The 12,863-nt window shown below is 51.0% G+C and carries 11 protein-coding genes; 6 read left to right on the plus strand and 5 right to left on the minus strand.

Annotated features, from left to right (window positions below):
- Positions 1–153: 153 nt before the first annotated feature.
- Positions 154–897 carry a 3D domain-containing protein gene (locus ACZ5ZZ_RS02265; RefSeq protein ID WP_464119977.1) on the plus strand — a complete coding sequence of 248 codons (744 nt, stop codon included), beginning with the start codon at positions 154–156 and terminating at the stop codon, positions 895–897.
- Positions 898–946: 49 nt separating this feature from the next.
- Positions 947–1,483 carry a DUF924 family protein gene (locus tag ACZ5ZZ_RS02270; RefSeq protein ID WP_464119978.1) on the plus strand — a complete coding sequence of 179 codons (537 nt, stop codon included), beginning with the start codon at positions 947–949 and terminating at the stop codon, positions 1,481–1,483.
- Here ACZ5ZZ_RS02270 and ACZ5ZZ_RS02275 read toward each other — a convergent pair whose 3' ends face one another.
- From ACZ5ZZ_RS02275 to ACZ5ZZ_RS02285, 3 genes are all read right to left on the minus strand, one after another.
- A complete protein-coding gene (locus tag ACZ5ZZ_RS02275) occupies positions 1,484–1,777 on the minus strand; it encodes a hypothetical protein (RefSeq protein ID WP_464119979.1) in 294 nt (97 codons plus the stop codon).
- Between the two features lie 26 nt (positions 1,778–1,803).
- Positions 1,804–4,026, minus strand: coding sequence for a S8 family serine peptidase (locus ACZ5ZZ_RS02280; RefSeq protein ID WP_464141039.1), 2,223 nt, complete (start codon positions 4,024–4,026; stop codon positions 1,804–1,806).
- A gap of 127 nt (positions 4,027–4,153) precedes the next feature.
- The gene (locus ACZ5ZZ_RS02285) at positions 4,154–4,636 is read right to left on the minus strand and encodes a glutathione peroxidase (RefSeq protein ID WP_464141041.1); all 483 of its coding nucleotides are present in this window, start codon (positions 4,634–4,636) and stop codon (positions 4,154–4,156) included.
- A gap of 154 nt (positions 4,637–4,790) precedes the next feature.
- Here ACZ5ZZ_RS02285 and ACZ5ZZ_RS02290 point away from each other — a divergent pair, with 154 nt between their 5' ends.
- The 3 genes from ACZ5ZZ_RS02290 to ACZ5ZZ_RS02300 all read left to right on the plus strand — a co-directional run bounded on the left by ACZ5ZZ_RS02290 (position 4,791) and on the right by ACZ5ZZ_RS02300 (position 9,564).
- On the plus strand, positions 4,791–6,323 hold the full coding sequence (locus tag ACZ5ZZ_RS02290) for a hypothetical protein (RefSeq protein ID WP_464141043.1): 1,533 nt from the start codon (positions 4,791–4,793) through the stop codon (positions 6,321–6,323).
- A 127-nt stretch (positions 6,324–6,450) separates the two neighbouring features.
- The gene (locus ACZ5ZZ_RS02295; protein ID WP_464141045.1) at positions 6,451–8,031 is read left to right on the plus strand and encodes a hypothetical protein; all 1,581 of its coding nucleotides are present in this window, start codon (positions 6,451–6,453) and stop codon (positions 8,029–8,031) included.
- 126 nt (positions 8,032–8,157) lie between these two features.
- Positions 8,158–9,564, plus strand: coding sequence for a hypothetical protein (locus ACZ5ZZ_RS02300; protein ID WP_464141047.1), 1,407 nt, complete (start codon positions 8,158–8,160; stop codon positions 9,562–9,564).
- Between the two features lie 12 nt (positions 9,565–9,576).
- Here the strand turns inward: ACZ5ZZ_RS02300 and ACZ5ZZ_RS02305 are convergent, their stop codons facing one another.
- Together ACZ5ZZ_RS02305 and ACZ5ZZ_RS02310 are read right to left on the minus strand one after the other, a co-directional pair.
- Positions 9,577–10,764: an aspartate kinase gene (locus ACZ5ZZ_RS02305; RefSeq protein ID WP_464141049.1), complete on the minus strand. Its 1,188-nt coding sequence runs from the start codon at positions 10,762–10,764 to the stop codon at positions 9,577–9,579.
- Positions 10,761–11,756, minus strand: coding sequence for a lytic transglycosylase domain-containing protein (locus ACZ5ZZ_RS02310; protein WP_464119986.1), 996 nt, complete (start codon positions 11,754–11,756; stop codon positions 10,761–10,763). The genes ACZ5ZZ_RS02305 and ACZ5ZZ_RS02310 overlap by 4 nt, the downstream gene beginning before the upstream one ends.
- A gap of 221 nt (positions 11,757–11,977) precedes the next feature.
- Between ACZ5ZZ_RS02310 and flgF the strand changes: the two genes are divergently transcribed.
- Positions 11,978–12,793, plus strand: a complete 816-nt coding sequence (gene flgF / locus ACZ5ZZ_RS02315; protein ID WP_464119987.1) for a flagellar basal-body rod protein FlgF — start codon at positions 11,978–11,980, stop codon at positions 12,791–12,793.
- Positions 12,794–12,863 lie beyond the last annotated feature (70 nt).

The following is a 12,863-nucleotide window of genomic DNA, read 5'->3' on the forward strand; positions in this document are numbered from 1 at the left end:
GCTGAACCTTATGTTTTTTTAATTCAATAAATTCAAATAAAGAGCGAAAACGGCGCTGAACCGTCGTTTATTTACAGTTCAGGTCAAGCGCACCTTGTTATGTCTTTTGACCTAGTTGTGAAGGATGCCCTGTGAGTTTGTTAGTATGAGCCGATGATCAAGTTGGTGATGGGACTAATGTTGGCGATGGGTGTGCAGGCCCAAGGGGTGGGCTTTTTTGAGCCACCGATGCCACCGCCCTTACCCGAGCCGCAAGAGCCAACCTTTTTAAATCCAACAATCTATTACAAGCCCATTATCAAATATGATGTGGATCGCTGCGAAGAGCAGACCCGTGTGGAGATGCTGTCCCCAGAGGACAAAATTCTGACCCGTCTGTGTCTGAAGGACTTTAATAATTGTGTGATGCAAGGGGCTTGCTACGTTCATGATGAAAATGGACGATTCCGGTCGTTCAACTATTATGCTCGTGGCGAGGATGGGGTGCCACGCTTTAAGGAAGTGGATCTGCGAAAGTGCCCCTATGGGTATGGCATGAGAAACGTGTGCCTGGATCCATATCATACGGTCGCAGCCGACTTAAGTATCTATAAGTTGGGGGATGTGATTTTTGTGCCTCGCTTGGAAGGCCAGCGAATGCCTGATGGAACGGAACACGATGGATTCTTTGTCGTGCGCGATGCCGGAGGAGCCATCAAAGGTCCGAATCGTTTTGATTTCTATACGGGTTTTACCAAACCCTTTGTCCCTGAAAACACTTTCCATCGTCTGGGGTTTGCCAATATCAAAAACAGCTTTCCTTTCCGAATGGCAACGGAAGAAGAAGCTGCTTTGGTGCGCGAAAGGACTGGGTATCCCAAGACCAGGAAGGTCATTCTTTTGCCTCCGCACCGCTGATGTCTCAATGTGTCTGGACACCGGGGGTGGCTTCGGGGATGCTCAAGACATGAATGCAAAGACTGTTATTTCATTTTGGTTTGAAGAAATTGATCCGCAGCTGTGGTTTGCCAGGAATGAAGAGTTTGATCAACTTCTGCGCGCCCGCTTTTCTGATTTGCATGACCAAGTCAGCAAAGGTGAAACCTATCTTTGGCGAAATTCTCCAGAAGGTCGGTTGGCAGAAATTCTTGTGCTGGATCAGTTTTCCCGGAACATGTTTCGTGGATCAGCGAAGGCCTTTGCCAGTGATGCACAAGCCTTGGTGTTGGCTCAGGAAGCAGTTTCGCAAGGGGATGATATGGAATTACCTCTGCAACAGCGTGGCTTTCTCTATATGCCCTATATGCACAGCGAATCGCCGTTGATCCATGATCAGGCCATGAAGCTGTTTGCGCAAGAGGGGCTTGAGAATTCTTATAAGTTTGAGGTCGCCCATAAAAAGATCATCGATCAGTTCGGACGCTATCCACATAGAAATGCCGTCCTGGGGAGAGAGTCCACGACGGCAGAGTTGGAATTTATGAAAGAACACCCGGGCTTTTAACTAAGGCCCGATATCCTCTTCCAGATCAGCGCACTGAAGGCGGCCCTGATTGGCGCTGACGGCTCGGATGCCGCCGGCATCTTCGATCATCTGGAGATCGCCATCCATTGTGCCATCACTGTTGATGACAATAAGTTCTCGCTCGCTGCCTTTTTGGATATCGACGATCCGCTTGGTGGCTTCGATTTGCTCAATCACACTGCAGCCTTGATTGTTGACGAAGATACGCAGGTCGCCTTCAGCCTGGGCTTGAACGCCGGCCAGAATCAGTGCGGTGATAAAGATCTTTTTCATGGGAACTCCTTTTTAGTTTTGTTTTTTTATCTGTATTCCAAAGATTCCAGGCGGGACTCAAAATAGTCGGTGACTATCAAAGAACTGCCGCGAGCCTTCAGCTCCAGGACTTTATTTTTTAGTCTTTCCAGCACGGGCTCGATATTTACATTCAGATTCTTCTGATCAAGCATCTGACTCTGGACTATTTTTTCCAGTCGGCTGACTTCCAGCAGAAGATCTTTTTCAAAGACATTAAGTCCGCCGTGTTGGCTCATAAATTCTTCAAGTCCCCTGCAGCGATAGGCCATTTGCGCCAACCGACAGTCCTGGCGTTCAATACCCAGTTTCTTGCATTCGCGTCCTTCCTGCGAGCGGTACTTGTAGAAGATTTCTTGTGAAGGCTGCTCTTGATAGGGGGCTGCCGCAGAAACACCATTCTTGGTGAAACCCAGTCCCGGACCAATCAGCGTGTATCCATGCACTTCCGAAGCAAAGGCGGCGGGTAAAACTTTACCGTGTCTGTTCAAGCGACGAAATGCGATGGTGTCGCCAGCTTGGGCTTGCTCCAACGGTACAGGCTGACACAGAGCTGAGTCCACGATGTTGGCAAACTCGCTGGCAAAGGTGTGGTGCAGTCCTTTGGAAACTCCGGCCAGATAGGTGGAGGCATTCCAGCAGTTTGGACCATCGACCTTGGCGTAGCGGTCTTTGAGCAATTTCATCTTTCCAGTCAGCAGGGCCTTTTTCAAATCCGCATATCCCCCGGACTTGACTGGTGCGGGGTCTTTGGTGACCTGAGCTGTGGAGATGAAAAGGTCCCGCACTTCAGAGGCGGAAAGCTCAGGCAACTCACTCCACAGGCGGGCAATCAGGTTGACCATGTAAGGTGTTGCCATGGAGGTGCCAGAGTGTTCAATCAGACCGCCGCCCAAGGAAGCCGCATTGACTTTTACTCCCGGAGCCAGAATATCGACGTTCTCTTTACCGAAGTTGCTGAAATCAGCCATTTTGGCATTTTCAGGGGTCACTTCTTCGATCGTGCTGGCCGTCAGCGCGCCGACCTTCAGAACATTCGGATGGGTAAAGCTGGCAGGGTACTGGCGGTTCTTGGTCATATCCAGATCAACACCGGCGTTGCCAGAGGCTACGACAAAAAGAGTGTTGGGATTTTCTTCGATCATAGTCTTATAAGCCCGAATACCGTCGCGCAGGCCCAGCAGGTCTTTGTTGTCAGCAGGAAAGCCCAGACTCATGTTGACGATGCGAACCTGATGTTTCTTGATGAAAGCCGACATTTTGCGAATGTAGTCGGCACGGGTGTAATCGCCAGCAAAGCCCACCAGTGCGATATTATTCAGTCCACGGCTGGCGATGTGGGCGACATGGGTTCCATGGGACAACGGACGGTGGTCTTTATGCATGCCAATGGACGATTCTGTGGGCAGGCCGATATTGCGCACTTGTTCCCAACCGAAGTTGTCGTCAATCCAGCCGTTTCCATCATTGTCGATGCCATCAACCGGATCCTGAGGGTTGTTCCACCACTTGCTGACAAGTTCTTTGTGGTTATAGTCAAAGCCAGAATCGATGATGGCTACAAGAAAACGGTTGGGGTTTTTCTGCTGCTTTTTTAAAACGGCAATTTCATCTGCCGTGAGTCCTGCTTTTTTTAAGCTGCCCACAAGATCATATTTTTCATAAAGCGAAAATTGACTGAGAACCTTCCCTTGGGGGTTCTTTTCAATAAAGGCGTAGGGCTTTTCATCCTGTCCTTTGTAGTAAAGGAAGATCGAGGATGTGATTTGATTTTCCTTGTTCAAATAGTCTTTGCGGATTTCTCTGAAAGGCTCATTCTGTTCGTGGTGGCCAATGTATTCCAAAGTGACAGGGGCTTCTTTGGTGTAGTGCCATTTGCGCATCAGACGTGACTTGTCGGTTTGATGGCCTTCCTGATCAAGCAAAGACCACTCTTCCTGACTTTTAATCTGACCATAGTTTTCTTTTTCGACAGAAAGTTCGGTCACTATCACAAGGCCTTGCGTGGACTTGGTGAACCGCATCCAGCCAGTGAAGCGGCCCTCGATATCAAAATAGCGCCGCTCAGTAAGAACCGTATCCTGATAGTAACTTTCTTTTGAGGTGACGCCATTGTCGAACTTTTCAGTTTTAACTGTGACAGAGGCCCACGCAAAGGACTGTCCCAGAACGAGACACAGGGTCGTTGCGAGCAGCGAGTTTCTGATTGTCTGAAAAGGGCTCTTCATCATGAAAAGAAGAGATAGCAACGAGGGTGCCAGACAATCGCAAGCATCGTGGTGTCGGCGGTGAAGAAAGCCCTGTCGAAGTCTCTGACAGGGCGGTGCCATTTATTAGCTTATGGATGTTCGCGGAATATTAAGCCAGAGCTTTCTTGATGTCGCCAGCGATGTTCGCGGGCTCTTCCTGAGGCGCGTAGCGCTTCAGAACCTGACCGTCTTTCCCCACGAGGAACTTGGTGAAGTTCCATTTAATCATCTCTGTGCCCAGCAGACCTGGTGCGGAAGATTTCAACCACTGGTAAAGAGGATCTGCCTTATCTCCGTTCACGTCGATTTTGGCCATCACCGGGAACGAAACGCCATAGTTCAGTTCACAGAACTGTTGGATCTCGGAATCTGTTCCTGGTTCCTGTGCGCCGAACTGGTTGCAAGGGAAGCCCAGAATAACCAAGCCCTGATCCTTGAACTGAGCGTAAAGCTCTTCAAGGCCCTTGTATTGTGGGGTGAAGCCGCATTTGCTGGCGACGTTTACAATCAGAACGACTTTGCCGCGATACTCTTCCAAAGAAGTAGATTTACCACTGGCGTTGGCTACAGAGAAATTATAAAGGCTTGTCATGTGATCTCCTGTCTATGCAAGGCTAGCATAGCTTGGAAGAAGTTGAGGTGCAAATTGATACGTTCCGTCTGAAGGAGGAAACAGATCTTTGGTAGTTCTCTTATAGCCGATTTGGAAATTTTAGCAGTCCTTACGTTTGGCCGATTTTTAACCCATGAGGCAAGGGGTTCGTTTCATTCTTCTTAGTTATTCTCTTCTGGCTGTCACCCTTGTGGTGGATCTGGCCTGGGCCTCGTCCAATAAAAGAAGAAGTCCTTCACGATCCAACGACGGTTCCGTCGAAGCGCATCTGGAGTATCTTAACAGTTTACCACAGCAAACAGAGTCGGATGAGCGGGATCGCGAGATGCGAGCCATCAGTTTCACGGTTCAGGGGGCCTTCTCTGAGCAAAACTGCATCGATACCTGCAATGTGAATGTGATGATTCACTATCAGGAGACCTGTTACAGTCGATGCCGTGAAAGATTTGCGGGTGCGGGCTCACCTTCGACCAGCCCCGTGGCGGGCGAGGGGTGTCAGCAGTATTCCGGATTGCAGGAAGCCTGCCGTCAGGAAATTCAGGCAACGTCCCGTTCGTGTGATGAAAAAAGCAATTCAGGAATGAACAGTGTTTCCAATACAGCAACGCAGTTGGGGCTGATGTTTGGGCAGCAGACAGGTGCCAGCATTCAGGCGGCATGCTCTAAGATGGCGGGTCTTTCGGCAGCGGCCAACAGTGCAGTGGCCGCTTACCGCATGCTCTGCAGCAGTGCGATTGCCAAGTGCCGTTCTGCCTGCTCCAGCTTAAAAGATTTTGTCGCCAGTAATCCAGCATGCATGGCCTCTGGTTTTGAAGGGACCATGGGGACTAATCCTTTGATCCTGCAGGCGGCCGAAACTGACGCAGAAAAATGTTCTGAGTTTGAAAATAAGGTTCAAGAGGCCAATCAGGCCATCAGCAATTTAAGCAGCACCATGAACAATGCCTCTCAATGCGCATCCTTAACGTCGGGCGAATCTGCGGAGGTTCCGGATGTTTGTAAAACCAATCCCAATCTTCCGGGATGTACACCCGCTGGGCCAGTGGATTGTACCAAACCAGAATTAGCCACCAATAAAGTCTGTGTCTGCTCCAAGAACCCGACCGATCCAATGTGTTTATCGCAAAGCTCGGCCGGGTCGATTCAAATGGGAAGCATCAATCCGTCAGCGCGTTTGACCACTCCAGGGGCTGCGGGGGCAGGCATAGGAGACTTGCCAGGTCTGCCGGCGATATCTCCGGGAAAACCGGGAGCCGGTGGGTCAGGAGAAGCCGTTGAAGGGCGCCAGGGTGGCAGTGCAAACCTTTCGGGTTCAGGAGCAGGAGCAGCAGGCGGAAACTTTGAAGCAACAGAATCCTCAAGCGAAGAATCTGAGGGCGGTGGACATGCTGTCACAGCCGGCTTCTATGGCGGTGGCGGCAGTGGTGGTTTTGGCTCTGCAGGGGCGGGCCCTGCGGGAAGAGGAAGCACAGGAGTTACTGCGACAGTGAGCGCTTCAACGGTGTCACCCAATCTTCGTCAGTTTTTGCCGGGTGGAAAATTCGATCCCAAAATTCGTGGTCCAGCGGGAGTATCAGGACCCGATGGTATCACCGGGCCGCATTCAAACATCTGGATGAAAATTCAAAACCGCTATCAGTTCGTGCGTCCCACTTTGATACCCTAGTAAGAAGTGTTTCATCTTGAATCGTTTTTTCATTTTGATTCTGTTTTGCGAATCCAACTTCATTAAAATATGAGAACATATCCGAACACAGTTGTAGCAGACTGGGTTGGGGGCCGATAGGCATTCTATGAGAAACTGGTATTTAAGGGGATTCCTCCCTCTTATTCTTTTGGTACTTCTCGGAAGCGTGAAGGTTTCGGCCGGCACCTTTCTGGGTTGTGCTGAATGGTGTGCCAGTCGATATCTGCCCAAATCGGGTTCAGCCAGCCGGGATCAGATGCTTCGATACGATAACTGTGTCGTGCAAACACAGAGGGAAGGTCGGTGTGGCTCAGGTTCCACCAACCGTGGTTCCGGGGGCGGCACCTCTCGTCCTTCGCAAACCCAACGGCCTGCTGAATCCCGGCAACAACAGGAACCTCCAGGCTCCTCGCAAACCAATCCTTGCGGCAATCGTTGCCCTGTCAATCAGTGCCTGGATGTGAATGGCAATGGTGGATATGTATGCCAATCAGAAATTCAGCAGCGTGGGCCGGATTGTTCTGCGCAGTATTCCGAGTTGGCGCAGCGGTGTTCCGAGGCGGTCGAAGAAACTGCTCACACGTGTGATGAAAAGAATGACAGCGGAATGGGGGGAGTGGCCAACATGGCTTCCCAACTCAGTCTGATGTTTGGTCAGCAGACGGCTTCCAGTATTCAGGCGGCGTGTTCGCGAATGGCGGGATTGTCTGCCGCGGCCAATGCTGCGGTGGCGGCTTATCGTTTGAACTGCAGCAGTTCGATCAGTTCCTGCCGCTCGGCCTGCTCGGAGTTGGTGGACTATGTTACGAACAATCCCACATGCACCGTGCAGGGTTTTTCCGGGGCGGCCGGAGACAATTCAATGATAATTGAAAGTGCGCGTTCCCAAGCCGAGCGTTGTGATCGCTTTGAAAACAAAGTTCAAGAGGCCAATCAAGCGATCGCAAACTACGCAGGTACGATGCAAAATGCATCTCAGTGTGCAGATCAGACCTCAGGGGACACGACTGTGCCAGAGATCTGTAAGGCCAACCCCAACCTGCCAGGATGTTCCAGTGCCGGACCTGTTGATTGCACCAAGCCGGAAATGGCTACCAATAAAGTTTGCATTTGTTCGAAGAATCCAACAGATCCGGTCTGTCGTTCTGAAAAAGGTATGAACGGGACAACTTATTCCAGTATTAATTCCGCTGCACGCTTGAACTCTGTGGGGGGCGATGGGCCTGGTGGTGATTTGCCGGGCTTGCCTTCTATTTCTCCCGGAAAGCCTGGGCCCGGCGGTGCCGGTGAGGCCGTGGAGGGTCGTCAGGGAGCGGGCGCGGGACTTGCCCTCTCTGGTGGCGGAGCGGGAGGCGGCGCCTCTGGTTCTGGCTCAGGGCAGGCCGAAAGCGACAGTCTTGATCCTGACGTCAATGCCGGATTCTATGGCGGTGGTGGCGGAGGAGCCTACGGTGGTGGCGCTATGGGATCTGCCGGGGGCTCTGCTGGAAAAGCCGGAGCTGTGGGCGCGGATGGCAAAGCGGGGGGGCCTGATTTACGCCAATTCTTGCCCGGTGGAAAGTTTGATCCCAAAGCTCGCGGCGTTGCCGGTGTGTCAGGTCCTGATGGAATCACGGGACCCCATTCCAACATCTGGAAGAAGATTCAGAACAGATATCAAGTCTTAAGCCCGACATTGATGCCTTAGTGTCTCAAATCGAGATTACTTATACTTTGGTAAAGTTCACGTTGAAAAGTACCGAAAAGAATCACCATGGGAATGAAGGTGCTTTTATCGCAGTTTATTGTCGGAGGATTTTTCTTAATTCTCTTTATGCTTCCTTCGCAGGCGCAGGCCGGCTGTAATACCGATGGTTGTCCTGAAGGAATGACATGTGTCAGGGTCTATGACGCCACAGAAAATACCACGACAAATATATACAGATGCGAAGTTGATCGCGGATTTGTAGGTCCTCCAGGCCCGGTGAATCATTGTGGTAACCGATGCGCAGTCAGTGACTGCATCAACGTGAATGGTGGGAATGGCTGGGTCTGTCGAAGTGAAATGACAGGCGGCGGAGGCGGCTGTGCGGAGTATCAGCAGCTGCAAGAACAGTGCAGTGCCCAGATTACCGATACGGCTTATACCTGTGATGAAAAAAATGACTCGGGCATGAGTGGTGTGGCGAATACGGCCTCCCAGCTCAGTTTGATGTTTGGTCAGCAGACGGCGGCCAGCATCCAGGCCGCTTGTTCTAAGATGGCCAGTCTTTCTGCGGCAGCCAATGCGGCAGTGGCGGCTTATCGCCTGACCTGCAGCAGTTCTATTAATTCATGTCATTCCGCTTGCGGTGCTTTGGTGGAATGGGTGAACAGAAACCCCACATGTGTGCAAGCCAGTGGTGGGTCGATTTCCATATCCAGTGCCGAATCCCAGGCAAAGCGTTGTTCGGACTTTGAAAATAAAGTTCAGGAAGCCAATCAGGCGATCGCGAACTTTGGTAATACCATGCAGAACGCTTCTCAGTGTGCTTCGTTGACGTCGGGTGATTCGACGCCGATTCCGGAAATCTGTAAGACCAATCCGAACCTGCCCGGATGTTCTGCAACGGGTCCCGTAGATTGTACGAAACCTGAAATGGCCTCAAACAAAGTATGTATTTGTGCGAAGAGTCCGACGGATCCTGTTTGTTTGAATACAAAATCAGGTGGCGGCACTTTCGTGGGCAGTAGTTTGGATTCAAGTTCCCGACTGACAGCCAAAGGCGGTGATGGACTTTCTGGAGATCTTCCGGGTCTGCCCTCTATTTCTCCGGGAAAACCAGGCTCTGGCGGTGCGGGAGAAGCGGTTGATGGCAAGCAGGGCGGCGGTGCAGGCTTGGCCGGTGGCGGAGGCGGCTCGGGCGGTGGTGGAGATTCTGGCGGCGGCTCTGGTGGGGGCGGCGAAGGCCTTGATGGTGTTCAAGTGACAGCAGGTTTCTATGGCGGCGGAGGCGGAAGCTTCGGAAGCTATGGCGGTGGAGCTGCAGGTGGCGGAGGTCGTCCCGGTGCTGGTGCGGCTGGAACTGCGACCACTAAGGGTGGTCCGGATCTTAGCAAGTTTCTTCCGGGTGGACAGTGGGATCCAAAACGCGGAATCTCCGGTATGGGTGGAGCCGATGGGATCACCGGCCCTCATTCGAATATCTGGCAGAAGATTCAGAATCGTTATCGTGTGATGACGCCGACGTTGTTGCCTTAATTCAGCTTAAAACTAAATCAAAGGATGGAGCGCCTCGATCACCTGCTTGCGCAGGGGGGCCTCCACCAAAACCGTCAGACTCATGGCGCTGACCAGAAGTTTCTGGGCAGACAAATTCTTTTCATTCAAATTATTCAGGACCTTCTGGGTAATCTCGGGCGACGTCGCTCCGGTGCAGGTCAAAGTCACTGTGGAATAATCCGTTGGCAGCAATGTGAAGTCGGAATGCTTCTGCAACTCTTTCTTCACTGCCACCATGATCTCCTGCGGACCGGTCAGGAAGATTTCTGTCTTGTCCAAAGAAAGTTCACAGCTTAACAACTGAGGAAAGGCTATTTGGTTTTGATCCAACAGGCTTTGCAAGCCGTGCAGAGCTTTAGCGGGATTCTTTTCTTTACAGTGAATTCCCAAAACCAGTTCATGCGAGTTCAAGGACAGAGCTTTGCAGGATTCAAACATATTCAATCCTTTTTTGACGAGTGTGCCGTCAGAGGTTTTATTGGAAGCGGGACCAATGTATAAAGTTACATCACGCATTTTGGCCAATTCGACCGAGCGATAGTGCAGAACTTTGGCGCCCCAGAAAGTCATCTCCATCAACTGATCATAATTCAGTTCGTTCAGTGGACGGGCGGACTTTACAATGTTGGGGTCGGCGGTGAAAACGGCGGGCACATCTTTCAGAATCTCACAGCGTTCGGCCTTGAAGGCAGCGGCCATGGCCACGGCTGATGTATCGGATCCGCCTCGACCCAAGGTCGTGATCTCTTTAGTGACGGGGGACACGCCTTGAAAACCTGCCAGAATCACAACCCGGTCGGTTTTCAGAGCCTCTTCTACGCGGATGGGTTTCACATCTTTGATAAAAGCATTAACGTGGGAGTCATCCGTAAAGATGCCGGCCTGGCTTCCGGTGAAGCTGATTGCCGAACAGCCCAGGTCATTTAAGGCCATGCTGACCAACGACATGCTGATACGTTCACCCACAGTCAGCAGCATATCCATTTCGCGTCTTTGCGGATGAGCTGACACCTGATTGGCTAGATCGATCAAAGAATTAGTGGTTTTACCCATGGCGCTGACGACAACGATCAGCGAATTATCTTTGGATTGAGCTGCGATGCGAGCCGAGACAGATCTGATTTTTTCAGGATCTGCCAGAGTGGCTCCACCGTATTTTTGGACAATCAGGGGTTTCATTCCAATGCAACTTTCCGAGTGTTCTGATAGACGTAGGTGGAAACCATTCGCCCGGCCCCTTTAGGGACTCGGATAAAGTGTTTTTGCACCTGTCGGGGAATGTATCCCAAATACAGCTCGGCGTTCAAATCTTTTAATGACTTTCTGGTGACTCCCAAGTGGTCGGCCAAAGGTTCCAGATCGGTGCCGCCGGGGACAAGGACAACATCGTATTCCAACGGGTCCATTTTTTCCAAGTCTCGGAATCCATACAGATTTGGCGCTTTGGCAATTAGCATGGCTGCGAGGATTTTAGGAACGTAATCTTGAGTCTCTTGCGGAAGAGCATCGAGCTTGATGAGGGCCCAGTAATCTTTGGTGCCATACTTCTTGATGCGCCGGCGTAAGCCACTTTCGCCCATGTTGTAGCTGGCGGCCACGAGGTACCAGGAACCGAACTCCGCATGCAGATCTTTCAGATAACGGATGGCAGCCAAGGTACTCTTCTTAAGATCTCTGCGTTCATCCAGCCACCAGGTTTTACTTAAGCCGTAGCGTGAACCTGTGGCTTCAATGAACTGCCAAGGTCCCACCGCATCGGCGTGGCTGATGGCGTTTGGCGCAAATCCACTTTCGATCATCACCATATAGGCAAGATCCGAAGGCAGGCCCGCACGTTTTAGTTCTTCCTGAATAAAAGGCATGTACTTGTAAGAGCGTTGCAACCAGGTCCGGAACCACTTGTTACCACTTCCCTGGAAGTAGGCGATCCACTTGCTGACTTTCTTATTGTACGTCACGGGAAGATCAAAGATCAGATTGTCCGACTGCGCATGGGTCGACTTGGCGGTCAGAGCTTTAAGTTTTTCTTTCAAGCTCAGGGCGCGGTTTTCTGGTGTTGCAGCGGCCACGGCAGGAGCAGGCAAGGGCTTGGTTGGAGCCACTGGCGCTGCTTCTGTCTTGAAGCTGTAAGAAAGAGATGCAATGAAAAAGAAAGAAACCCACGTCCTCATGTAGTCAATTATGAAGCCGATTCTTTGACACTGTCGACAAAGATCTGACAATTCCCTGGCGCCATCGACGAAGGTCAATGCACGGCCAAATCGAAAAAAACTTGAGCCCAGAATTTTTGAACTCTTCAAAGGTCGAGCTTGGAACCTTTTTCCTAGACGAAGATCCGTCCTGTCAAAAGATGGCACACGCCTTGCTGCTCAACACAGTGGGAGGGAAGTTCATGGGAGTAAAAGGTGTCTATACAGCGCTCAGTGGTGCCATGGCTCAAAGTACAAAGCTTGATACCATCGCCAATAATTTGGCCAACGTGAACACGCCCGCTTTTAAGCGTGATCAGCAGCTCTTTCAAGAGTATCTGACCGCCAATGAAAAGATGCCGGAAACCACACAAATCCCTCGCGATGTCGCATCCATTGAAAGTTTTTATAATATGCAAGGTGGCGACAAAAGTTATGTCGATACCAAGGGTACTTTCACGGACTTCTCACAAGGGGGTCTGAAGCCTACAGGGAACAATCTGGATGTGGCCATTGACGGAAAAGGCTTCTTTGAAGTAGCCACTCCGGGTGGCGTAAAATTGACACGTGCCGGGAACTTCACCTTGGATGGTAATGGGCAGCTTGTAACCAAGGATGGACACCCGGTCCTTCGTCAAGCGGAACCGGGCGCGGACCCGGCCGGCCGAGTGATTCGCTTCACTGGAAATGGCGCTATCAGCATCGCTGACAATGGTGATGTGTTTGAAGGAACTGAAAACCTGGGCAAGTTGTCATTGGTTGCAGTGAATAACCCTGATTCTTTGCAAAAGGCAGGAAGCTCTCTTTATACCTTTAAGCCGAATATGGCGCCGGATATGCAGAACATCAATAATCCAAGCGTAAAGCAGGGATTCTTGGAAACCTCCAACGTCAATATCATCCAGGAAATGTCAGACATGATCACCACCAATCGTGTCTTTGAAAGTACGCAAAAAGCCATCAGTGCTTACGATCAGATGGCGGACAAGATGATCAATGTGGTGGGAAAAACAAATTAGCCTTCGCTGAAGCTACGGCTAACAGGTTAGCTCTCGCGGAGATGCGGTTAATGGGTTAGCCATCGTATGT

The sequence above is a fragment of the Bdellovibrio sp. HM001 genome (assembly GCF_055397275.1).